Genomic DNA, 24,531 nt, shown 5'->3' with positions numbered 1-24,531 from the left:
CACCACCCCAGTGCCGCGAACGGCTGCCGGGCCGATGTGCGCGATATGCCGCAACCGCCGTGCATGCGTGCGTACTGCATCCCAGCCGACGGCAAGGCTGCCGCGCATCTCGCGCCAGCGAGTCTCTGCGTCGCCACAACCGGCGCACAGTTGCCGTTGTCATGGCTGACCGCGGTAGTGGTGGTGGTGACGCTGGCCTTGCTGGTGTTGGCGCTGGTGATCTCGGTGCTGTCGCGGCGCTTCCAGCAGCGCACCGATGTGCTGGCGCAATCGCTGGCGCAGGCCAATGCCGAGCTGGTGCTGGCCGCGCTGCACGACCCGCTCACCCGCCTGCCCAACCGCGTGCTGCTGCACGAACACGTGCTGCAGAGCATCGACCGCGCCCAGCGCGACGGGCAGCGCTTTGCGGTGATGCTGATCAATCTGGATGGCTTCAAGGCGGTCAACGACGGCTACGGGCATCAGTTCGGCGACCAGCTGCTGGTGGCGGTGGCCGGGCGTATGAGCGCGCACCGCCGCGCCAACGGCAGCCTGGCGCGGCTGGGCGCCGACGAGTTCGCGCTGGTGTCCGACATCGCCGACCCCGAGGACGCCGCCGCGATCGCCGCGCATCTGCTGCAGGCGCTGGCGGTGCCGTTCCTGGTCGGCGACCAGGAGCTGCGCCTGAGCAGCAGCGTCGGCATTGCGCTATATCCCGAAGATGCCGGACCGGACGACGCCGGCAGCGAGCATCAACTGATGACCCATGCCGATGCGGCGATGCGCCACGCCAAACAGGCCGGGCGCAACCGCTACAGCTTCTTCGAGCGTTCGATGACCGGCACCACCCGCGAGCGCCTGCAGCTGCTGCAGGACCTGCCGCGCGCGCTGGAGCTGGGCCAGTTCGTGCTGCATTACCAACCCAAATACTGCGCCGAGGATGGCCGCCCGATCGGCGCCGAGGCGCTGATCCGCTGGCAGCATCCCGAACGCGGCCTGGTGCCGCCGGACAGCTTCATCCCGCTGGCCGAACGCAGCGGCATGATCGGCCCGCTCGGCAGCTGGGTGCTGCAGCAGGCCTGCCGGCAGATACGCGCCTGGCGCGAGGCCGGGCATGGCGACTGGCGGGTGGCGGTGAACCTCTCGGCCACGCAGTTGGCCTCGCCCAGCCTGCTGGACGAAGTAGCCACCACCCTGGCCGAGCATATGATTTCGCCCGGCCAGCTCACCCTGGAAATCACCGAAACCATGACCATGCGCGATGCCGATGCCTGCCTGCGCACGCTCGCCCAGCTCAACGCGCTGGGCGTGCGCATCGCCATCGACGATTTCGGCACCGGCTATTCCAACCTGCTCTACCTGCGCAAGCTGCCCGCACACGAACTCAAGATCGATCGCAGCTTCGTGCAGGCGATGGACACCTGCCCCGAAGACATCGCCATCGTCGCGGCCGTCGTGGCGCTGGCCCACACCATGCGCCTGCAGGTAGTGGCCGAGGGCGTGGAGACCACCGCCCAGCGCAACACCCTGGAACGGCTGGGCTGCGACCAGCTGCAGGGCTATCTGCTGGGCCGGCCGATGGACGCAGAGCGCTTTATCGCCACGGTGGTCGCCCAGCGCGATGGCGTGCGCCGCCAGGCCAGCTGAGCAAAAAGCATCAAAAAACGACCGTAGACCGGCATCCACGCTCAACGACCCGCCAACCGAGCCGAGCACCAGCCTGCAGTTGGTCAGCCCTCGCGCCCGATTCCCGACCTGCGGCCTCCCCGCTAACCACCCAACTACAGGACCCCGCCAGCGGCTCCACGCGCGGCCGCTGCGTCCCGATTCCCTAATCCGAATCCCCAATTCCGATTCCCGACTCCCCAATCCCAGCCCCACCAACTGGAACGCTGCTTGCATGAGCCAGGGCTGACAAGTCACCGGCACCTCCATGTCCGAGTCCGAAGACGGCGGCGAACGTACAGAGCTTCCCACCGAAAAACGCCTGCGCGAAGCCCGCGAGCAGGGCAACATCCCGCAGTCGCGCGAGTTGTCCACCGCTGCGGTGTTCGGTGCCGGCGTGTTCGCGCTGATGGCCCTGGCCCGCGGCATCGGCGACGGCGCCAGCGTCTGGATGAAGACCGCGCTCAGCCCGGACCCGAAAATGCGTGAAAACCCGATGGCGCTGTTCGGCCACTTCGGCGATCTGCTGCTGCAACTGCTCTGGGTAATGGTGCCGCTGATCGGCATCTGCCTGGCCGCCGGCCTGGCCGGCCCGCTGCTGATGAGCGGGCTGCATTTTTCCGGCAAGGCGATCATGCCCGACCTCACCAAGCTCAACCCGGCCAACGGGATCAAGCGCATGTGGGGCAGCAACAGCCTGGCCGAGCTGGTCAAGTCGGTGCTGAGGCTGCTGTTCGTCGGGCTGGCCGCCAGCCTGTGCATCTCCAAGGGCCTGCACGGCCTGCGCTCGCTGGTGAACCAGCCGCTGGAACAGGCCGTGGGCAACGGCCTGGACTTCACCAAGAGCCTGCTGTTCTACACCGCCGGGGCCTTGGTGCTGCTGGCCGCCATCGATGCGCCGTACCAGAAGTGGAACTGGCTGCGGAAGCTCAAGATGACCCGCGAAGAGATCAAGCGCGAGATGAAGGAAAGCGAGGGCAGCCCGGAGGTCAAGGGCCGCATCCGCCAGATGCAGATGCAGATGTCGCAGCGCCAGATGATGGAAGCGGTGCCCAAGGCCGACGTGGTGCTGATGAATCCGACCCACTACGCGGTGGCGCTCAAGTACGAGGGCGGCAAGATGCGCGCCCCGATCGTGGTGGCCAAGGGCGTGGACGAAATGGCCTTCCGCATCCGAGAAGCCTGCGAACAGCACCGGGTGGCGATCGTCACCGCCCCGCCTTTGGCACGCGCCTTGTATAGAGAAGCGCAAATCGGCAAGGAAATTCCCGTGAGACTCTATTCGGTCGTGGCCCAGGTGCTGTCCTACGTCTACCAGTTGCGTGGCTGGAACGGCGGCCCGATGCCGGAATTGCCTTCCCTCGAAGTGGATGAGTTCGGCAAGGGAGCCAGCGCATGAGCGCCCAACCCGCCCCGATGAACGCCCGCCGCGTCATGGAGTTGCTGCGCAACGGCCTGGGCGCCCCGCTGGCGCTGATGGCCATGCTGGCCATGCTGATGGTGCCGCTGGCCGCACCGGTGCTGGATGCCTTGTTCACCTTCAACATCGCCATCTCGCTGATGGTGCTGCTGGCGGTGATCTACGTGCAGCGCCCGCTGGAATTCACCATTTTCCCGATCGTGCTGTTGATGACCACGATGCTGCGCCTGGCGCTGAACGTCGCTTCCAGCCGCGTGATCCTGATCAACGGCCAGGACGGCCACGCTGCGGCCGGCAAGGTCATTGAGGCGTTCGGCCAGTTCGTCATCGGCGGCAATTACGCGGTGGGCATCGTGGTGTTCGCGATCCTGACCATCATCAACTTCGTGGTCATCACCAAGGGTGCCGGGCGCGTGTCGGAAGTGACCGCGCGCTTCATCCTGGACGCCATGCCCGGCAAGCAGATGGCCATCGACGCCGACCTCAACGCCGGTTTGCTGACGCGCGAGGAAGCCAAGGCCCGCCGCGAAGAAGTGCGCGAGGAAGCCGACTTCTACGGCGCGATGGACGGTGCCAACAAGTTCATCCGCGGCGACGCCATCGCCGCCATCATGATTTTGTTCATCAACCTCATCGGCGGCATGGCGGTGGGCATGTTCCAGCACGGCATGAGCTTTGTGGATGCCGCCTCCACCTACACCCTGCTGTCCATCGGTGACGGTTTGGTGGCGCAGCTACCGGCCTTGCTGGTGTCGTCCTCGGTGGCCTTGCTGGTCACCCGCGCCTCGCGTGCGCAGGACATGCGCGGGGCCATGATCAGCCAGGTGTTCGGCCAGCACCGCGCCCTTGCGGTGGCTGCGGCCATCCTGGGCCTGGTCGGCCTGGTGCCGGGCATGCCGAACGTCGCGTTTTTGACGCTCGGCCTGATCCTGGGCGTGATCGCCTGGAAAATGTACAAGCGCAGCCTGGTCATCCCGCCCACCGGCGATCCGGCCACCGACCCGAAGGCCGCTGCGGCGGCCACCGCCGCCCAGGCCAGTTCGGAACTGAGCTGGGACGAGCTGCGCCCGATCGACCCGCTGGGCCTGGAAGTGGGCTACCGGCTGATCCCGCTGGTGGACAAGAACCAGGGCGGCGAATTGATGGCGCGCATCAAGGGCGTGCGCCGCAAGCTCACCCAGGACATCGGCTTTCTGGTGCCGCCGGTGCATATCCGCGACAACCTGGAGCTGTCGGCCAACGCCTACCGCTTGTTGGTACACGGCGTACCGGTGGCCACTGCGGAAATCTATCCCGATCGCGAACTGGCACTGGACCCGGGCGGCGCACTCGGCCAGCTCGACGGCATTCCCGGCAAGGACCCGGCGTTCGGCCTGGACGCCACCTGGATCCAGCCGCATCAACGCGCCTACGCCGAATCGATGGGCTACACGGTCGTCGACCCGGCCACCGTGGTCGCTACCCATCTGTCGCACCTGATCCGCGAACACGCCCCGGAACTGCTCGGCCACGAGGAAGTACAGCAGCTTCTGGCGACCCTGGCCAAGACCGCGCCGAAGATGGTCGAGGACCTCACCCCGAAGGCGCTGCCGCTGTCGGTGGTGGTGCGGGTGCTGCAGAACCTGCTGATCGAACGCATCCCGGTACGCCAGCTGCGCAAGATCGTCGAAGCGCTGGTCGAACACGCCCCGCACAGCCAGGACCCCACCACCCTCACCGCCGCGGTACGCACCTCGCTGGGCCGTTTCATCGTGCAGGAGATAGCCGGCATGTCGGCCGAGCTGCCGGTCTACACGCTGGCTCCGCAGCTGGAGCGCGTGCTGCAGGAATCCACCCACGGCAACGGCGTGGCGCTGGAACCCGGCCTGGCCGAGCGCTTGCACCAGAGCCTGGCCGATTGCGTCGGCAAGCAGGAAGCCCGCAACGAACCGGCGGTGGTACTGGTACCCGGCCAGGTCCGCGCCGCGCTGGCCCGCCTGGTCCGCCACAGCGTGCCGACCCTGTCGGTACTGGCGTACAGCGAAGTACCGGAAGACAAGCGCCTGAAGCTGGTCGGCACGATCAGCTGAGGCTGACGCACCTCGTAGGAGCGCCCTTGGGCGCGACGGGCTCTACCGGGACGGCCCGTCGCGCCCAAGGGCGCTCCTACAACACGCCGGACAATCCGACGACATGCTGCGGACCAGGCAAGGTCGCCGACACCTGTAGGAGCGCACCTGGGCGCGAGGGCTTTACCGGGACGGCCCCTCGCGCCCAAGGGCGCTCCTACGAACCCACCCGCGCCCGGCCCTCTCGCTGCAGACAGGCGACCGACCACCGCGTCGGAAAGCCGCCACTCGTCCAAACCTCCAATCGATTGCACGACGCCAGCCGTTTTGAGGCTTTCCAGGCGCTCCAGGCTCGACCTCCCACCCGCCAGCGCATCCACCCGCACAGTGGATGCCAACGCATTGCGCCCCTAGAGAAAAGTCAATCAAACCAGTGACTTGGAATCTTGCAGCCGGGCCGATCGCACAGCTCCATCCTGTCCTGACCCTGCAGATCCCCGCGCCGGAACCCTGGCACCGCGTTTTGGCACGCCGCGTGCATTAGCTCTGGCGAGACCGCAGTCAGCTTGATCGCTGCAGGGCGAGCAGCAGCACTTGGAACAACCGAACGGGACAGGCAACTCATGACGCTGGCAACACACCCACATTCATCGCGCACCCGTCCGGCGTCCGGCGGGTCCCGTTCCTGGAGGCACTTGCCATGAAGATCAAACGCTTCGTTGCCCCGGACATGCGCACCGCATTCCGCATGGTGCGTGAAGAACACGGCCCGGACGCAGTGATCCTGTCCAACCGCCGTACCGCCGAAGGCATCGAGATCGTCGCTGCCAGCAACTACGACGAAGAACTCGTGCAGCGCGCTCTGGAAACCGCGCGCTCCGAGACTCCGGCCGCTGCGGCGGCACAGATCGAACAAGCACCTGCCCAGCATGCGTCGGTCCAGCAGGCCCCGGCCAGGCCGGCCGCGCCGTTCCACGCCCCGCTGAAGCCGGCCGGCGACACCGGCAGCAGCCAGCGTCAGCGTGTTGCCAGCGCCGCAGACGACATGATCGCCGCGATGGCGCTGCGCCAGCCGGTCAACGTGCCGCGCTCGGCGCCGGCCGCCGCACCGGTGCGGACTGCCGCCGCCCCGTCTGCCGCCGCTCAAGCATTGGCCCACGCCGTTGCGGTTACCGCCGCACCGCGCCAGGAACATGCGCTGTCGGCAGTGCCGGAACAGCTGTTCGCCGACTTCCTGACCACCGCACCGGTACAGGCTCAGGTGCACGCTGCCCCGGTGCAGGCACGCACGCCGATCATGGCCGCCGCGCTCGCCACCCACGCCGCTTACGGGCAGGACGACGACGAGCAGGACGACGACGGCTTCGACATGGACGACGCGCTGCCGCAGATCCTGCCGCCGGCCGCATTGCCGCCGCTGGTCGCCGCCCCGGTCGCCCTGGCCGCGGTGCCGGTCGCCGCCGCCCCGGTGCCGCAGAACGACGAAGAACTCAAGCAGCTGCGCGGTGAGCTGGCGCTGATGCGCCAGATGATCGAGCGCGAAATGAACCGCCTCACCGACGAGCGCCTGCGTGGCTCCCCGGTGCGTGCGCAGGCCCTGGAGCTGATGGACGACTACGGCTTCGACGCCGGTCTGATCCGCGATGTGGCCCTGCAGATCCCGGCCGATACCGAATTGCACCGCGGCCGCGGGCTGATGCTGGGCCTGCTGTCCAAGCGTCTGCCGGTGGCTCCGATCGACCCGCTGGAACGCGGCGGCGTGATCGCCCTGGTCGGCCCGACCGGTGCCGGCAAGACCACCACCATCGCCAAGCTCGCCCAGCGCTTCGCCGCCCAGCACGCCCCGCGCGACGTGGCCCTGGTCACCACCGACACCCAGCGCGTCGGTGGCCGCGAGCAGCTGCACAGCTACGGCCGTCAGCTCGGCATCGCGGTGCACGAGGCCGACAGCGCCGAGAGCCTGCTGGAACTGCTCGAGCGCCTGCGCGACTACAAGCTGGTGCTGATCGACACCGCCGGCATGGGCCAGCGCGACCGCGCCCTGGCCGCGCAGCTGAACTGGCTGCGCGCCGCGCACCAGGTCACCTCGCTGCTGGTGCTGCCGGCCAACGCCCATTTTTCCGACCTCGACGAGGTCGTACGCCGCTTCGCCCACGCCAAACCCCAAGGCGTGGTGCTGACCAAACTCGACGAGACCGGCCGCTTCGGCAGCGCCTTGTCGGTGGTGGTCGACCACCAAATGCCCATCACCTGGGTGACTGACGGACAGCGGGTCCCTGACGACCTGCACCGCGCCAATGCCGCCAGTCTCGTTCTTCGCCTTGAAGATTTGCGGCGCGCTGCCGATAAGCCCTGTACTCCGGAGCACAACCATGCAGTCGCGTGAATACGCCAAGCTGACCAACGCCTTCCCCCTGACGGCGACCCGTCCCGAGCCCTTGGGCCCGGTGCGCACCATTGCCGTGACCGGTGGCAAGGGCGGCGTGGGGAAAACCAACATTTCCGCCAACCTGGCCGTGGCCCTCGCCGAGATGGGCAAGCGCACCCTGCTGCTCGACGCCGACCTTGGCCTGGCCAACCTGGATGTGGTCTTGGGCCTGTCGCCCAAGTACACCCTGGCTGACCTGATCGCCGGCCGCTGCACGCTGGACGAAGTGATCATCGAAGGCCCGGGTGGCGTGCTGGTGGTTCCTGCCGCCTCCGGTCGCCGCCACATGGCCGAACTGGCCCCGGCCCAGCACATCGGCCTGGTCAACGTGTTCTCCGAACTGGAACGCGACCTGGACGTGATGGTCATCGACACCGCCGCCGGCATCACCGACAGCGTGCTGACCTTTTGCCAGGCCGCCCAGGACACCGTGGTGGTGGTCTGCGACGAGCCGGCCTCGATCACCGACGCCTACGCGCTGATCAAGGTGCTCTCGCGCGAACGCGGCGTGGACCGTCTGCAGATCATCGCCAACATGGTGCGCGACCCCAACGAAGGCCGCCTGCTGTACGACAAGCTGTCGCGGGTCTGCGAGAAATTCCTCGGCGACGTGTCGCTGAACTACCTCGGCCATGTGCCGCAGGACGACTGGTTGCGCTTGTCGGTACAGCGTCAGCAACCCGTCATCAAGGCCTACCCCGCCAGTCCGTCGGCGCTGGCCATCGCAGAAATCGCGCGGCGTACCTCGCGCTGGCAGGCACCCACGGTGCCGCGCGGCAACGTCGAGTTCTTTGTCGAACGCATCATCCAACGGGGAGTCGCCGCATGAGTACCGCTACCGCTACCGCAACGACGGCCACAGCGCAGTACCGTGCAGTGCAACGCAACAACGCCAACGACATCGTCACCCAGCACGCCGACCTGGTGCGCCGCATCGCCCACCATCTGGCCGCGCGCCTGCCGGCGAGCGTGGAAGTGGACGACCTGATCCAGGCCGGCATGATCGGCCTGATCGAAGCCTCGCGCAGTTACGACTCCGACCAGGGCGCCTCGTTCGAAACCTATGCCTCGATCCGTATCCGCGGCTCGATGATCGACGAGATCCGCCGTGGCGACTGGGTGCCGCGCTCGGTACACCGCCGTGCCCGCGACGCTGCTGCTGCAGTACGCAAGATCGAACAGAACACCGGCCGCGCCGCCGCCGCCACCGAAGTGGCCGCCGCGATGGAAATGCCGCTGCCCGATTACCTGCGTCTGATGGAAGACGCCGCGCGCGGCCAGGTGCTGAGCCTGGAGTCGCGGATCGAAGATCACGGCGAGCTGGACACCACCGCCAAGGGTGGGCCCAACCCACAGCAGATGATGGAGCGTGGCGAGTTCGGCCGCGAGCTGGGCAAGGCCATCGGCCAGTTGCCCGAGCGCGAGCAGCTGGTGCTGTCGCTGTACTACGAACAGGAATTGAACCTGAAGGAAATCGGCGCCGTGCTCGGCGTCAGCGAATCGCGCGTCTGCCAGATCCACGGCCAGGCCGTGGTGCGTCTGCGCGGCCGCCTCAAGGTCTTCGAACTGGCCGATGCCGGTGTCGAAATTGACGACTAATTTTTTCGCGTATTTTTTCGTGTTAGGAGCTTGATGTGAACAAGAACATGCGGATTTTGATCGTGGACGACTTCTCGACGATGCGACGTATCGTCAAGAATCTGTTGGGCGATCTTGGCTTCACCAATACCGCAGAGGCCGAAGACGGCAACAGCGCATTGGCTGCGTTGCGGGCCGGCCCGTTCGATTTCGTGGTCACCGACTGGAACATGCCCGGCATGACCGGTATCGACCTGCTGCGCAACATCCGCGCCGACGCCAAGCTCAAGCACCTGCCGGTGATGATGGTGACCGCCGAAGCCAAGCGCGAGCAGATCATCGAAGCGGCCCAGTGCGGCGTGAACGGCTACATCATCAAGCCGTTCACCGCGCAGACGCTGGAAGAAAAGCTGGGCAAGGTGTTCGAACGTCTGGCGGCGACCGCCTGATGAACGCCACCGTGGAAACCAATGCCGAACGCGCTGCCTTGATCGACCGCCTGCAAGGCGCGCTCGATGCACTGGAAAGCGGCGACGAAGCCGCCTGGAAGCGCGAGGTCGACCACCTCGCCGCCTTGCGCACCCGTCCGATGATGCAGGGCCTGAGCCGGCTCGCACGCGAACTCGGTCAGGCGCTGGGCGAACTGCCCACCGTGCCCGAAGAAGCCGGCGAGCTGGACGATGCGTGTTCGCGCCTGGACCACGTGGTGGAAATGACCGAAAAGGCCAGCCATCGCACGCTGGACCTGGTCGAAGAATGCCGTGAGCTGGCCAACCAGCTGCGCGACGGCGGTCTGAATCAGGACCAGGGCGCGCTGATGGACAAGATGCGCCACAACCTGACCGAACTGTCGCTGGCGCAGAGCTACCAGGACCTGAGCGGGCAGATCATCCGTCGCGTGGCCGGCATCGTGCGGCGCGTGCACGAAGGCTTCGGCGCACTCGGCCTGCCGCCCAAGAGCACCGAGCCGAAGAAAGACGACGGCGGTCTTGCCGGTCCTGCAGTCAAGGGCCTGGACCGTCACGCGGTGTCGCAGGACGACGCCGACGACCTGCTGTCCGGATTGGGGTTGTAACCATGAGTGCTGTTCCAGACGATATTGCTGCCGATTTCATCGTCGAGGCCCAGGAAATCCTGGATCGCCTCGGCGAACAGCTGGTCGCGCTGGAACAGGCACCGGACGAAGCCGACCAGCTCAACGCGGTGTTTCGCGGTTTCCACACGCTCAAGGGCGGCGCCGGCTTTCTGGCGATCAAGCCCATGGTCGAGCTGTGCCACGCCGCTGAAGAAACCCTCGGCATGGCGCGCTCCGGCCAGGCGGTGCTGCAGGCGCATCACTTCGATGCCGCGCAGCAGTCGCTGGATTATCTGCAGGCGATGCTCGATGCGATGGGCTCGGGCGAAACCGTGCCGCACGCACCGGCCTCGCTGATCGCGCAGTTCGATGCCAAGAGCGGCCCGCCGGCGGTCAAGGCCGCACCCAAGGCCGCATTGGCTGCGGTGGCTAACGCCGCGCACGACGACGGCCACGCACCGGCGCCCGGCGCCAAAGCCGCGCCCAAAGCAGCCGCAAAAGGTGCCGAAGCCGAACAGACCGTGCGCGTTGATACCAAGCGCCTGGACGCCATCGTCAACCTGATCGGCGAACTGGTGCTCTCGCGCAATCGCTTGAAGACCCTGCGCACCCGCCTGCGCGACGAAGAACTCGATCGCGCGGTCAGCGTGCTGGATATCGCCACCGCGCGCCTGCAGACCGCAGTCATGCGCACCCGCATGCAGCCGGTCAGCAAGGTGTTCTCGCGCTTCCCCAAGGTGGCCCGCGACGTCGCGCGCACCTTGTCCAAGGAAGTGGAGCTGGAACTGATCGGCGCCGAGACGGAACTGGACCGTAATCTGGTCGAAGCCCTGGCCGATCCGCTGGTGCATCTGGTGCGCAACGCGATCGACCACGGCATCGAGTCCCCTGCCCTGCGCGAAGCCACCGGCAAACCGCGCAGCGGTCATGTGCGGCTGTCTGCGCAGCAGGAAGGCGACTACGTCAGCATCGAGATCCAGGACGACGGCGCCGGCATCGACCCCGAGCGGCTGCGCGAAATCGCGCGCAACAAGGGCCTGATCGACGCCGAAGCCGCTGCCCGTCTGAGCACCGACGAGTGTCTGCATCTGATCTTCATGCCGGGCTTCTCGACCAAGGCCGAGGTCACCGACATCTCCGGCCGTGGCGTCGGTATGGACGTGGTGCAATCGCGCATCCGCGAACTCAGCGGGCAGATCCAGATCCAGTCCGAACTGGGCCGCGGCAGCCGCTTCATGATCCGCGTGCCGCTGACCCTGGCGATCCTGCCTACGCTATTGGTGCAGGCCGGCGAAGCGGTGTATGCCTTGCCGCTGGCACGCGTGGTCGAGGTGCTGCACGCCCCGCAGACCTCGCTGGGCTGGTTCGACGGCCGCGCCGTGCTCGACCGCCGCTCGCATACCCTGCCCCTGATCGACCTGCGCCGCTGGCTGGGCGTGCCCGCCGAACAACCGCCGCTACTGACCGTGGTGCTGCTGCAGGCCGGCGAAACCCGCTTCGGCCTGGTGGTGGACCAGGTCCGCGGCCGCGAGGAAGTGGTGATCAAGCCCCTGCCCCGCGCCCTGCGCGGCCTGCCCGGCTATGCCGGCGCCACCCTGATCGGCGACGGCCGCATGGCGCTGATCCTGGATGTGGATGGATTGCGCTCCAGCGATCATTGAGCTTCGGGAATCGAGAATCGAGAATCGAGAATCGAGAATCGTCAAGACGATCCTGGATGCCTGATCTAACGACAACGGCCGCGTACTGCGGCCGTTGTTGTTTCACTACCAGCATCGCTTTCGATCTATGTCGCTACGCGCGCAGGCATGCGGGAGATGGTTTGGCGACGGTCAGGCTGCCGTGGAAGTGAACCTGGAACCGTTATTTCCCATCCAGCTAATATCTAAGCACCTTAAACCAGCCCGGGTTTTAGAAAAACGGGGGAACATGCGAGCCAGCTGGCGCAAGCATCCCAAGCGCGATATCGTCAAATCCAAAACCCGATGTTTTGTTGATAAACGCGATTGCGGCGACGCGCGTGTCGGCGTTGAAGCCCATGAAGCTACGAACGCCGCCGCCATTTCCATTGCTCCAAGCTATGCTCTGGCCATCCGGGTGGACCTTCCGCCAGCCGATACCCATTCTGGTATCGGTATTATCGCCGGGCCTATCTACGGTCAGCATCATTGAAGCCGCCCGCGAGAGGGGACCGCTTTCTTTGTTTGTCCAAAGTGCCATGAATTTCGACAGGTCCTTTACCGTCGAAAAAAGGCCGCCTGCCGGCGCAAGCGCACCAAATTCCCAGGGTTGAGCCGAGTGGAAGTCCGCATCGTAACCCCAAATTTCCCGGCGATGCATCGCCGTTGATAGAGTAAGCGTAGTCTCGTCCATACGAAGCGGTTCAAGAATGCGAGCTCGCAAGAGGTCAGCATACGTTTTGCCAAGGCGCTGTGACAACGCGTAACCCAATAACGCGTAGTCAAAATTCGAGTATTCAAAACTCGACCCCGGTAAGCGCGTGAGATGGACACGACCTAAATCAGCACAAAGATCGCTCTCGGTGTAGCCGGCGTAGGGGTTATCTTGACTGAGGCCGGTGCGACTGGATGGCCGAAGTGGTAGCCCACTCGTATGAGTGGCTAAATCGAGAAGCGTGATCTCATTCCCGTCGAAGGTGGCGGGAGGAACTGCAATATACATTGATAGTGGATCGACGAGATTCACTTCACCCCGCTGAACGCAATCAGCAAGTAATAGTGCCGTAAATATCTTGGTTAGCGAGGCGATCTGAAATACTGACCGATCATTCGGCTGTTGGAGTTTACCTAGGCCAACCGTTCCGTAGTGGAAGGTCTTCAATTCGCCTGCGCGTACCACCCCCAATACGGCCCCGGTGCCCTGCTTTTCCTCGGCTACGCGACGGCGAAGGGCCGAGGACACGCTATCAGCTTCAATTCCGGGTTTGGCAAAGCTACGCATCGGCAGGGCCATGGATAATGCCGCAGCCAAAACAGTGCGGCGTTTAATCGAGGCGACCATTTTTACTCCTCACTCCAACATCAGCGTTTGAGCCATGCAGAGGGTATCACCCTATTCTGACGGATGCTTCCTGTCCGCATACGCGACGTTGTATGGTGTCGCCACCTCGCAAGACAGAAATCTCTCGCCGGTTTGGTGATACGGCTAAGCGGCGGGAATCGCTTTAGCTGCTTCGAAACCAGCCTTTCCGCATTCCACCAATCCCGGCCATTCAACAATGCAGCTATTTGTCGAATAACGGGTCCAAACCTCAGGGTCAGGTTGACTTCCTTAAGTGAATCTGACCCCGTTCTTTTGAAGTGACCCTGGAACCGTTATTTCAGGTCAATCGCAAGGCGTCTGTCAGCCGTAGCATCATCGCCGCACGCTGCGTGCCTTGGCCGGCACCTCCACCGGCGTCAACACCTCTATCAGTAGCTGCCCTTCGCTGGCGGTGATGCGCAGCTTGGTGCCGATGGCAAAGCCCAGTTGTTCCAGCCATAGGCCACTGAGGCGGACGTGGGGCACGTGCTGGTCGCCGGCGTGGTCGTGGGCGCCGGGGTAATGGGTGTAGCTGACGGTGCATTGGCGCGGGCGGCGGGCGCGGCGGGGTGCGCGTAGCGTGCCGGGACCTTGCGGGGAGGCATCCGGGTCGGGCGGCAGCATCGGTGGCAGCTTGGTGCGGTCGGGCTCCACTATCACCCACTGCACCCGCTTGGGTGTCGCGGAGCGCGTACGCGTGCGGGTGGGCCGCGTGCTGGCAGATGTGGTGGGTGGGCGGTGGCGTGTCATGGCGCCTCCGATTGGCGGCGGGTAGCGCTGGGTGCAACGACGCACTGCTGCAACGCCACGTCGATGCGTGCAGAAAGGCTACGCAAGGCCTGCGACAACACGCCGGGCTGGTTGAGCAACTGCTGCGCAAGATCGTCGCTGGCCTGCTCAACGGCCGCGCGTGCGGCCAGCCGGCGCAGCACTTCGCCTACCTCGCTCAGCAAGCTGTGGGCGGAAGCTGGCAACAGATAACCCGGCACCGAAGCCGGCATGGATGGTGCGGTAGACATGGCAACGCCCTCCTGGAACAACCCAAGAACCGCCGCCAACGGCGACGGGATGTCGGGAGGTTCGAAACCGCTAGTAGCCGGCGGGCGTATTCCCCTTGCGGGTGTTGTATTAGCCGCCCTCCCGACACAGGCATTGCGTCGGCTTGTACCTGCGGGATGCAGGCACAAAAAACCCACCGGTTTGACGGAGGTGGGTACCGCTACTAGAGGAGTTTCGACGCTCCTTGGGCCTAGATTGCAAGTACGCGGTCTGGCGTGTCAATACACGCTGGCGGGTCTCGCGCGGCTGTGTGCGCCGCTGGCGCAGTTCCATAAGGGCCACGTAAGCAGGGTGCCGTCGCCTGATAAGTGCACCTGACCCCATCACGGACAGAACCGTTGTTTTCCAGCCAGGCTGGACCGGTGTCGCAATGCTCCTCGCTGCGCAGTTTGCATAGCTCTGCTGCAGGTTCCACGAACCGTGCCGCTACCCTTTATGATCGTCTCCAGCATGCGCCGCGCAGCGGAGAGAGACTTTGCAATGAGTAAGAAGAAGGAAGTCACCCCGCGCGACCCGCTGCACGGCACGCAAGTGATGAGCACTGTCGCCACTGGCGGCGGTGGCGGCGTTTTTCAGGCCCGCGTGGGCGCCCTGTACCTAGCTAACATGCTTACGGGCTTGCCTACAGCCTTTTGCTTGCACGGTGCCTGGGTTGAAGAACTGCGCTTTGAAGCTCGCTATAAAGGCGCTCACACTGACGATGTCTACTGTCGGCTCCGTGATCCCAAGGAAAGTTGGCTACAACTCGTCCAGTGCAAGCGAGGCCTCAATGCCACTGCTGGTAACACAGATTTTATCGACGGGCTGCAGGGTGCCTGGCGCGACTTCCTCGGTATCGAGAAAAGCCCTTTTGACCGCGGCTGTGACGTGCTGGTTCTTGCGACCATCGCCCCGGCGACGGCCGCTAACCAGGCAGCAAAGCGTCTTTGCGAACTTTCCCGTGCATCAGTAGATCTCGCTGACTACTTGCAGAAGGTGAACTCCAAGCTCTTCGACAAAAAGCACAAGGAAACCTGGGAAGCGTTCAAGACGGTTTCGAAGGAAACGTTGACCGACAAGTACACTGAGGAGCTTGTCTTCCAGCTGCTCCAGCGTCTTCGTGTTGACATTCATGACTTGGGCACCGAATCCTCACAGGAGCTCAGCCTCGTCCAAGCACTCTTGACCTCAGGGCAACCAAGTGACTCAGGAGAGCTGGTATGGGATGGCCTTGTCTCATATGTGCAAGAGCAAGGCATTTCAGTAGGGACTGTCACTCGAAGAACGTGGTCTCAGACGGCCAAAGAAGGATTGCAAGCGGCAATGAGCCGCCTGACTTCCTCGCGCGCACTGAGCAATATTGCTGAGCGTTTGACTCAGCGAGCCTTACTTCAACTCTCCCTCATCTCGACAAACCTGCCCAATGGCGCACACATCCCTAGAGGCGAGTGCTTAGGCCGTGTGTTGTCAGCACTCGATGACCGCCAACTCGTCATCATTACTGGCGGGCCGGGCGCAGGAAAGTCGGCGGTCGTCTCTGAGCTCGCTTCTTTGCGTCGTGAGTCCGGTCCATTGTTCTTCTTCAGGGCTGATGAGCTGGATGCGCCGACTTTGGCAGCAGTCCAGTCCCTGAACGGGCTTCAAGACCCGGTGCTGGGCATCGATACACTGCTGCACACAGGGGCACCCACTGTCATCATCGACTCGCTGGAGAAGGCTCTGGAGTCACAGAACCCAGGCGCGCTCGAAGAGCTGCTCGCACTTGTTCGCAAGAACAAGTCTTCGAGGCTCTGCATCACGACGCGCTCCTATGCTCTCAACGGACTGTACACAAACTTCCTCTATAGCTTTTCCAGCCAAGTCATAGACGTTCCTCTGCTCACGGACGCGGAGATTGCCACCGCGGTAGTCGCAAGCCCGCTTGAAGAGATTGTCGCCAAAGACTCAGGTGTAAAAGAGGTTCTGCGCACGCCCTACTACCTGCAGCTTGCTTTCAAGTACGCCGCCGCAGGAACTGCACTACCAAGTGCTTCGGGCAACGACCTTAGGCGGGCGCTTTGGACAGAGCGAATTGCGCCCAGCAGAGGCCTTTCGGCCGCCATGCGCACAAGCCGTTTAGCGACCTTCGACCAAGTCTGCTACCTGCGCACCGAGCGATTTGCGCAGTTCGTCGAGCCCCCCCCGGACGTTGAAGCTGTGACGTCGCTCCTGCAAGACGCTGTGCTCGCGAAGGACGAGGCCGACCGAGTAGCCCCGGCACATGACGTCTTGGAGGATTGGTCGCTGTTCTTTCGAGTAGAACGTGAGGTGCGCTCCGCGGAGCGGGACTGGTTAGCGTTATTCACGAAGCTCGGCTCACATGCGGGCATGCGACGAGCTCTGCGCTCATGGACGGCTCAGAGATCGGCTGAAGGCGATGATGATGCCTACGCGCTCTTGGAGGCAGCTCTCCGGCCTGAATCGACGATTGCGCAGCTTTGGCGCGATGAGATAGCCATCGGGCTTCTGCGCTCTGAGCGAGTTGAGGAGCTGGTCGCAAAGCTTGGAAGCAATGGCACTTTCAGCAGCGCGGCTCTGCTTCAGCGCCTGTGTCACCTACTGAGGGTTGCTTGCAAGGGTCCGACCTCCATCGACTACTCGCACTTGGCGGCCGACTCCGCGAACAAAGAACTTCTTTCCCGGATCGGGATGGCTGCACCGGTAGGCAAGGCTTGGGACGTAATGATTGGGCTGGTCGCAACGGCATTCCCATCTCTGCCGCCGGAAGCCCACTCATGGGTTGTCCAACTCGCCGAGGATGCGGTCGCGCACGATGACGCTTGGCATAAGCCCAGCCCACGTGTGACCGACGTCTTTACTATGGCCGAGCGCTATTGTTGGCGAGACAACGACACATGGTACAGACAGAAGTCTCTCGGGCGGCGGTTCTACGAGCTCTTGTGTCGTTGCTCTGGAGCTGACCCCGCCAAGTTCAAGGTGTTCATCGATGCACTTGTTAAACGGATCTCCGAGGACCGAGAAGATCGCGACGTCTACGCCGAAGAGCGCTTGGAATTTCTTACAAACATCAAGCACTGTGGGGAGCCGATTTACTTCAACGCGGATTTAGTTCGCACTGCATTCTGGGTGCTCTACACCGAACATGGGCTTCGAGCCGAACGTCACTTCGATATGGTCGGCTGGGAGGCAGCAATGGGCCTCAGTCAGAGGGCAAGCCATGCATTCTTCCCTCCCTCCGTGCTACAAGGACCTTTCCGGTGCCTTTTGCTCTACTCCTTTGCCAAGAGCATTCGCTTTGTCGTGCAGCTCTGCAATCACGCAGCCCTGTCATTTGCCAAATCGCATCCTGAGGAAGTCACCGTTCTTCCGCCGGAGCAAAGTCCCAACGGACGGGCCCACATCCACAACTGGCGACTTTGGGCGGCCTATCGCGGCCACTCCGTTTCCTGCTATGTGTTGAACTGCGCCCTTATGGCGCTGGAGGAAAGGCTGTTGGTCGAGGCGAAGGTGCAGCCGGAGATCATCTCGGAGGCACTCAAGTTCATCTTGGAGAGCGGCGAGTCGAGCTTCACTACAGGATTGGTGGCAGGCGTACTGATGGCGCATCCGAGCCTTGTCACTGAAAAGCTTCTGCCGCTCTTCAGCTGCCCGCAGCTCTTCGTCGACGACATCGCGCGTTACGTGGGAGAGTCGACTGCTTTAGCCATCCATGGTGGCCACGACGGCCTGGGCGAGGAGAGGCAAAAGGAGCGCATCGCCAGCAACCGGCTACCGCACAGGAAGCAGCACTTGGAGATGCTCCTACTTCAGTTGCAGATTATCCGCCCCGACCTCCGGGATGGCATCTTTGCGATACTCGATAAGCACATCGAAGATCTCAAATATGCCCAAGACGTGCCTGACGGTTGGCGCATGGGGCTCAAACGCATGGATGCTCGAGGCATGAAGTTCGGCGAGCTAGTTGGCGATGGGAAGTTCGTACCTCTGGAAATCGCTAACCTCGAACCCGACCTGAAGCAAGTGAGCGACCAAGCGGAGTCAAGAAGTCAACTCATGAACCGGTTGGCGGCTGTCCGGCTTTGGGCGGGAACGGTGACGCAGCCAACGCTCCCCTCGTCCCAGGGGGCCGTAGACCGCTTCTCCTCCTCGTCTGAGGTGTATGAAGAGTTCCAGCGCCTTCTTGAAGAGATTGATGGGCAGGAAGAGGCCTTGCTGTGGGGGATGGATGACAACCTTCCTTGCGCGCTAATTCAGCGCTGGCCGACCGACACCTCGGGAGCGCTTCAATGGGCCAAAGACTATCTCCTCGAAGTTACCTCGAAGCGCCTGGACAACGACGCTTGGGTCCTTCGCAGCCCTGCGACGGGCGAGTTGAGAGCCAAGACGCTCGTCTTGCTGGCAAGCGTAGCCCCAAGCCACCCAAAACTGCCCGAGTCCCTCGCCAACATCATTACAGAGCCCGTCTGGAAGGTTCGCCGGGCAGGAGCCCTTGCCATCTCCGAGGTTCTGCGACCAAAGCAGCCTCTTCTCGCCGATATCCTGACTACGGCGCTGGCGCAGTACGCCGAAGCGCTCGACACCACAATCGGCGCAGCGCGAAGACGCAAGCCCGACTTCGTCGAAGAAGCGCGGAACGTAACCAGCAAGGGGTTAGTCGTAGCCCTTACAGGCGGGAATTTGGCGTCTAGACCTAGTCCCAGAAGCCTCGGCGCTGTCAAAGAGTGGACGATTGCACTCGATGCCGCCCGCAGTGAGACGCCAGAAACTTGGAGAGTCCAGGCGCTTACAACGCTTGCCCGCCTCATGGCCGATCAGGAAGGCAAGGCGCGAATTGATCGGTACGACCCAGACTATGTCGATTTCGAAGCGCGCTGGGAGGTGGGCGACCTATTGGCGTCTGAACTGCTAGTTCAGACCACCGACAAGACGCCGATCTTCGAAACCCTTGATTACTGCATCGAGCACGGCCCAGAGCTCACTGAAAGGGTGCTGGAGTCAACCCTTCGTGGGTGCATGAAGCAAGAGTACGCCAACGCGGATGCCTTCTGGCGGGTATGGGATCGGGCGGCAGCGAAAGTCCTTCTAGACGAGTCGTTGCACACTCGCTCGCGACACGTGTACAGCAAGAACGAGAAGCCGCTCGCCGTGCTGCTGTTTCAGTCCATTCCATGGACCAAGACCTTCCATGACTTGCCGCTGCTGCGAAACCGCCCTCGCTTCGTCGCCAACTGCCTTGTCGCAGCAGGTGACAGCTGGCACGCGCTCGAACATCTTCTTGCGCTAATGGCAGGTGTCGGAAGGTCAACAGCAGTGCCCTCCGCCTTAGGACAATTGAGGGACGCGATATCGAAGGCTCCTTCTGACTTATTCAACGAAGGAAGCATCCTCTGGCACACTGAGACGGTCTGCCAAGTAGCGGTGCACGAGCACCGTCAGGCGCTCCTACGAGACGTATCCCTCAGGCAGGCTACTCTGGAGGTGCTGGACAGGCTCGTAGAGGCCGGTTCGTCCTTGGCTTTTCAGTTGCGGGACTATCTAGCGACATCGTCACCGGTCATGCCTTCAACGCCTCCAGGCTCGAACGCAGCTGCTTAGCTTGTCAAACTTCGGTTAGCGGCGGATTCGCAGCGCCCAGATGTTCTTGAGCTTGTGAATAACGGTTCCAGGTTGAATAACGGTTCCAGGTTCACTTCTTTACCATCGCGCCCATACCGTCCGCCACGCGGCAGGCATGGGCGCGACACGCTGGGACCTAGAACTTGTAGGTCAGCCCCAGGTACGCCAGCCGGCCTGCGTATCCGCCGGTATAGAAGCGCGCGCGGGTGTCCTCGCCCAGGTGCGAGCGGGACTCCTGCTTGGTCAGGTTCAGCATCGAGGCGGTGAGGCTGAGCGCCGGGGTGATGTTGTATGCCGCGTTCAGATCGATCTGGTAGTACGGCTCCTCAAAGACGTTCAACCCGTTGACCAGGCCCTGCACCAGTTCGCCGCGACGGTTGTATGAGGCGCGCAGCAGCAGGCTGTCGGTCTCGTAGAACACGGTGAGGTTGGTCTGGTTCCTGGCGCTGCCCGGCATGGCGGTCTCGCCGGCCTCGGTACCGTCTTCCAGTCGCACCGCCGCCTTGCTGGCATCGTTGTAGGTGTAGTTGAACTGCACACCAAGGCCGGACGACAGCGTGTGCTGCGCGTACAGCTCCACACCCTGCGAGACCGCGTCCTGGCCGCCGGCCTGGGTGCTGTAGTTCTGCACGGTGACCGGTTGCCCGTCGACCATCATGTTGACGTCGCTGATCACGTCGACCGCGAAGTTCTCCACGTTCTTGCGGAACAGCCCCACACCTGCCACCGAGCCCGGCTGGAAATACCATTCCAGCCCCAGGTCGAACTGGTTGGCCTTGTACGGCTCCAGGTTCTTGTTGCTGCCCGAGCCGTACCAGCCCTGCTCGCTGGCACCGCCGGTCAGGCGCCGGTCGGCCACGTACTCGGGACTGTAAAACTCCAGGCTGCCGGGCGCGGCGATGTCGTTGTAGCTGGGACGTGCAATCACTTTCGCGGCTGCCGCGCGTAGCAACAGGTTTTCGGTCAGGTCGTAGGCCAGGTTGAAACTCGGCAGCACGTCGGTGTAGTTGCGGTCCAGCCCGCTGACCACGAACGACTCGGTGCGTTGCACGCTGTCGGCCAAGCGCCAGTAGCCTTCGGTGCCGCAATAGGTGTCAGCCGGCGCGCCGCCGGGCGTGGCGGCGCCCTGCTGGCAGGCCAGCGGATTGCCGTCGGCGCCGTCGAAGAAGTAGTCGTTGTAGGCGGTCACCTTGTCGGTGGACTCGGCACGCTGGCCGGTACGCGCTACCCGCACGCCGACGTTGCCACGCAGCCGCTCGGTGTGGAAGTTGAGCTGCAGATAGCTGGAATAGATCTCTTCGTCGACGTTGTAGACAAAGTTGTCTTCGCTGCGGGTCTGCATCGCGCCGTAGGTCTGGTTCAAGTAGCCGATGTAGCCCGGGAAGTTGATCGCCGGGAACGCGCTGGCGTTGACGCCACCGGCCAGGTTGTCCTGCGGGAACAGCAGGCCCGGCGAGAACTGGGTGGCGATGGCATTGCAGCGCCCGTTCCAGTAGCGGTTGTCGTAGTCGCCCGGATCGGTGCCCGGGCACACCCAGTAGTTGTTGCCGGTACTGCGGTGGATGCCGCCGTCGCGACGCTTGAGGCCGAACTGCAGCGAGTCGAAGACCTCGCCATCGAAATGCCAGGTGGTGTCGATCTGCGCGTACTGCTGCTGATTGGTGTTGCGGGTCCAGGACGAGCCGGTCGAGCCCAGGTCGACCTGCAGGATGCCGTCGCGCAGGTTCTGCATCAGCTCCGGCGAGAACGTCATGGACGGCGTGCCGGTCAGGTCCCAGGCGCTGGCGAAGTTGGCGTTGGTCCAGCTACCGTCGGCGTTCTGCAGGCGCGGCTTGATCGGCAGGGAAAACTGCAGCTCCGGCCCGCCCTTGGCCCAGGTGCGGCCGGCCTTGAACGCCACGTCCACCTGCTCGCCACGCCATTCGCCGCCCAGGTCCACCGTCTGCGACTGCGATTTTTCGATGTTGTAGCTGCCGGTGATCTGCGGCGTCGGCACCGTGCAGTCGTCCGAGCCCCAGCCGCCCGGCGGCAGGCCGGCCGCGGCGGCCTGCGCCTCGCTGCAATAGTAGGTCTTGCCCGGACGCAGGCTGTAGGCGGCGCCGGTGACGATCGTGCCGCTGGGATCGAACTGCAGCCGGTCGAGCAGACGGCCGCCGCGCCAGTTGCCGTCGCCGTTGTAACGGGCGATGTTCCACTCGGGAATCTTGATGGTATTGGTCTGCGAGTCCTGCGACAGGTCGAAGCGGAAGTAGTTCGCGGTCAGCGTCAGGTCGTCGGTCGGCTTGAACTGCAAGGTCAGTTGCCCGCCCTTGCGCTCGCGCTCCTCGCGTTTGGCGCCCAGGCTGACCGCGGTCGGCATCATGAAACCGGTGGAGTAATCGCCGTCCTGGTTCCAGAAACCGGTCCCGCCCCACCAGTTGGCATTGAAGTCCGAGGGATTTCCGTTCACGTCGACCGCCGGGCCGACTTCGTCGCGCCCGTACCATTGCCAGCTCTCGGTACTGGCATCGAGCGTCCGTGCGGTGCGCTTCTGCTGCGTGTAGCCCACGAAGACACCGAAGCGGTTGTCCTTGTCGTGCCACGCGTACGAGCCGGAGAACTGGCCGTCGGTCTTCCTGCTGGTATCGGACCAGGTGCCCTCGGCGGAGACGAAGCCGGAGTTTGGCTCCAGTTCCAGCGGGCGCCGCGTCTGCAGGATCACCGTGCCGCCGATGCCGCCTTCGTCGATGCGCGCTTCCGGGGTCTTGTACAGCTCCGCGCTGCCCAGCAGGTTCGACGGCAGCAGCGTGTAGTTGAACGAGCGCGTCGGGTCGCCGTTGGACTCGGCAGTGGCGATGTAGTTGCCGTTCAATTCGGTCAGCACCAGCTCCGAGGACAGGCCGCGCACACTGACGTTCTTGCCCTCGCCGCCGTCGCGGCTGATGACCACGCCGGGCACGCGCTGCAGCGCATCGGCCACGTTCTTGTCGGGGAACTTGCCCACGTCCTCGGCGGTGATCACATCGACCACGGCGTTGGCGTTGCGCTTCTGCTCCAGGCTTTTTTCGATCGCGTAGCGGTAGCCGGTCACCGTCACCGCGTCCAGGTCCGTAGCCTGCACCTCGGCCTGGCCCGTGGGCGCCAGCGTGCCGTCGGCCTGCTGGGCGGCGGCGGTGGAGGCGGCGCTCGCGAACAAGGCGATGGCGATCCCGGCGGACAGCGTGCTGCGGTGGCGTGTGAATGGCATGCAGTTCATTTCGATCATGCTCTCCCAAAGGTGATTGGCTTCGGCGGATGTCTGTCGATCCAACGATCGGCCAGGAACGCTGCGCGAAGTGACACAAAAAATATCCGGCGTCGTTGCGGCAGCCTGCCCCCTCCTCTTGCGTCCGCTTCCCCATGCAGATGCAATTAGATCGTTCTAATGGCGTGGAAAGCTAAGTAGCACAGCCCATGCGGCAGCGCATTCTGCCGCGCAACAGACCTGCTGCATTGCAAGCCGTCCACGATGGGCGGCCGGCCGGCCACGCTTGCACACGGCACGGTAGGGCCTGCTGCGTCGCCGGCTGCAGCAGCGTGATCGCTGCAAGCAACACACCCTCGCCCGCAACCGGACGCAAGCGGTTAACCGAAGCGCCAGCACATACCTCATTTAAAACCGGGCTCAGCAAGAGACTGGATTGACGTAAGGGCATCGCCCACCACACGCCGCTTGGCGGCCGTCCCCATCGCGATCGCCACACCGAACATGCGCGCGCTCGATGCCTGCGTGCAGGCGCACAGGCGGCGCGGCCTGCTGCGGGCTTGATGACACGCCCTGGTCGGAAGCGCATGCGCCGATGACCTGGAAACCCTGCATCGATGCCCGAGTGGAAGCGGCCCATGCCGCAAAACGACAACTTTCTGGCGCTCTCAACCATCTGGCTCTATCAAGTCCGCCGCGCTCGCGCCGATACCGCTTGCATAGACAGATTGAGCATCATCGAACTGGTGCTGGCGATCGTGGCGATCGAAGGCGACTACGTCAGCATCGAAATTCAGGACGACGGCGCCGGCATCGACCCCGAGCGCCTGCGCGAAATCGCCCGCAACAAGGGCCTGATCGACGCCGAAGCCGCTGCCCGTCTGAGCACCGACGAGTGCCTGCATCTGATCTTCATGCCGGGCTTCTCCACCAATTCTACGGCCGCGCCGTGCTGGACCGCCGCTCGCACACCCTGCCGCTGATCGACCTGCGTCGCTGGCTGGGCGTACCTGCCGAACAGCCGCCGCTGCTGACCGTAGTGCTGCTGCAGGCCGGCGAAACCCGTTTCGGCCTGGTGGTGGACCAGGTCCGCGGCCGCGAGGAAGGGTGATCAAGCCCCTGCCCCGTGCCCTGCGCGGCCTGCCCGGCTACGCCGGCGCCACCCTGATCGGCGACGGCCGCATGGCGCTGATCCTGGATGTGGATGGATTGCGCTCCAGCGATCATTGATTATGGGGAATGGGGAATGGGGAATGGGGAATGGGGAATGGGGAATGGGGAATGGGGAATGGGGAATCGGGAATCGGGAATCGGGAATCGGGAATCGTGGTGACGATCCGGGTTGCTCGATGTGATCACAACGGCCGCGCATAGCGGCCGTTGTCGTTTCCATACATGCGCAGTCAACCGGCGTGATCT

14 protein-coding genes and 1 pseudogene are annotated in these 24,531 nt (G+C 63.9%); 11 read left to right on the top strand and 4 right to left on the bottom strand.

Annotated elements, in window-relative coordinates:
• The first annotated feature begins 45 nt into the window (after positions 1-45).
• From NYR97_RS19050 to NYR97_RS19010, 9 genes are all read left to right on the top strand, one after another.
• Complete coding sequence (locus tag NYR97_RS19050; RefSeq protein WP_316698360.1) at positions 46-1,626, top strand: putative bifunctional diguanylate cyclase/phosphodiesterase; 1,581 nt, start codon at positions 46-48, stop codon at positions 1,624-1,626.
• A gap of 286 nt (positions 1,627-1,912) precedes the next feature.
• On the top strand, positions 1,913-3,043 hold the full coding sequence (gene flhB / locus NYR97_RS19045) for a flagellar biosynthesis protein FlhB (protein ID WP_316695278.1): 1,131 nt from the start codon (positions 1,913-1,915) through the stop codon (positions 3,041-3,043).
• A gap of 17 nt (positions 3,044-3,060) precedes the next feature.
• A complete protein-coding gene (gene flhA, locus NYR97_RS19040) occupies positions 3,061-5,133 on the top strand; it encodes a flagellar biosynthesis protein FlhA (RefSeq protein ID WP_316698358.1) in 2,073 nt (690 codons plus the stop codon).
• A 679-nt stretch (positions 5,134-5,812) separates the two neighbouring features.
• Positions 5,813-7,498 carry a flagellar biosynthesis GTPase FlhF gene (flhF, locus tag NYR97_RS19035; protein ID WP_316695277.1) on the top strand — a complete coding sequence of 562 codons (1,686 nt, stop codon included), beginning with the start codon at positions 5,813-5,815 and terminating at the stop codon, positions 7,496-7,498.
• Positions 7,485-8,369: a MinD/ParA family protein gene (locus NYR97_RS19030; protein ID WP_006451802.1), complete on the top strand. Its 885-nt coding sequence runs from the start codon at positions 7,485-7,487 to the stop codon at positions 8,367-8,369. Before flhF ends, NYR97_RS19030 begins: the two co-directional genes overlap by 14 nt.
• Positions 8,366-9,139 (top strand): RNA polymerase sigma factor FliA, encoded by a 774-nt coding sequence (locus NYR97_RS19025; RefSeq protein ID WP_210761753.1) that lies wholly within the window; start codon positions 8,366-8,368, stop codon positions 9,137-9,139. The genes NYR97_RS19030 and NYR97_RS19025 overlap by 4 nt, the downstream gene beginning before the upstream one ends.
• Positions 9,140-9,174: 35 nt before the next feature.
• Entirely contained in the window at positions 9,175-9,567 is a 393-nt protein-coding gene (gene cheY / locus NYR97_RS19020; protein ID WP_002813536.1) for a chemotaxis response regulator CheY, read from the top strand.
• Entirely contained in the window at positions 9,567-10,193 is a 627-nt protein-coding gene (locus NYR97_RS19015; RefSeq protein WP_006450905.1) for a protein phosphatase CheZ, read from the top strand. Before cheY ends, NYR97_RS19015 begins: the two co-directional genes overlap by 1 nt.
• Positions 10,194-10,195: 2 nt before the next feature.
• Positions 10,196-11,854, top strand: coding sequence for a chemotaxis protein CheA (locus NYR97_RS19010; RefSeq protein WP_183086768.1), 1,659 nt, complete (start codon positions 10,196-10,198; stop codon positions 11,852-11,854).
• A 250-nt stretch (positions 11,855-12,104) separates the two neighbouring features.
• Here NYR97_RS19010 and NYR97_RS19005 read toward each other — a convergent pair whose 3' ends face one another.
• The 3 genes from NYR97_RS19005 to NYR97_RS18995 all read right to left on the bottom strand — a co-directional run bounded on the left by NYR97_RS19005 (position 12,105) and on the right by NYR97_RS18995 (position 14,254).
• Positions 12,105-13,214: a serine hydrolase domain-containing protein gene (locus NYR97_RS19005; RefSeq protein ID WP_316695275.1), complete on the bottom strand. Its 1,110-nt coding sequence runs from the start codon at positions 13,212-13,214 to the stop codon at positions 12,105-12,107.
• A gap of 354 nt (positions 13,215-13,568) precedes the next feature.
• Positions 13,569-13,985 carry a SymE family type I addiction module toxin gene (locus NYR97_RS19000; protein ID WP_316695274.1) on the bottom strand — a complete coding sequence of 139 codons (417 nt, stop codon included), beginning with the start codon at positions 13,983-13,985 and terminating at the stop codon, positions 13,569-13,571.
• Complete coding sequence (locus tag NYR97_RS18995; RefSeq protein ID WP_316695273.1) at positions 13,982-14,254, bottom strand: XAC0095 family protein; 273 nt, start codon at positions 14,252-14,254, stop codon at positions 13,982-13,984. Before NYR97_RS18995 ends, NYR97_RS19000 begins: the two co-directional genes overlap by 4 nt.
• 520 nt (positions 14,255-14,774) lie before the next feature.
• Here NYR97_RS18995 and NYR97_RS18990 point away from each other — a divergent pair.
• Positions 14,775-19,868 carry a hypothetical protein gene (locus NYR97_RS18990; RefSeq protein ID WP_316695272.1) on the top strand — a complete coding sequence of 1,698 codons (5,094 nt, stop codon included), beginning with the start codon at positions 14,775-14,777 and terminating at the stop codon, positions 19,866-19,868.
• 157 nt (positions 19,869-20,025) lie between these two features.
• On the opposite strand, the gene NYR97_RS18985 is transcribed toward NYR97_RS18990, so the two are convergent.
• Positions 20,026-23,178 carry a TonB-dependent receptor gene (locus NYR97_RS18985; protein ID WP_316695271.1) on the bottom strand — a complete coding sequence of 1,051 codons (3,153 nt, stop codon included), beginning with the start codon at positions 23,176-23,178 and terminating at the stop codon, positions 20,026-20,028.
• A 701-nt stretch (positions 23,179-23,879) separates the two neighbouring features.
• Here NYR97_RS18985 and NYR97_RS18980 point away from each other — a divergent pair.
• A pseudogene (locus tag NYR97_RS18980) lies at positions 23,880-24,342 on the top strand (chemotaxis protein CheW); the annotation flags it as partial.
• Positions 24,343-24,531: the final 189 nt, after the last annotated feature.

This window comes from Xanthomonas hydrangeae, assembly GCF_032697525.1.
In the GTDB taxonomy this organism is placed as follows: Bacteria; Pseudomonadota; Gammaproteobacteria; order Xanthomonadales; family Xanthomonadaceae; genus Xanthomonas; species Xanthomonas hydrangeae.
The sequence above is the reverse complement of the archived record's forward strand: the minus strand, read 5'-3'. Positions and strand labels throughout refer to the sequence as shown.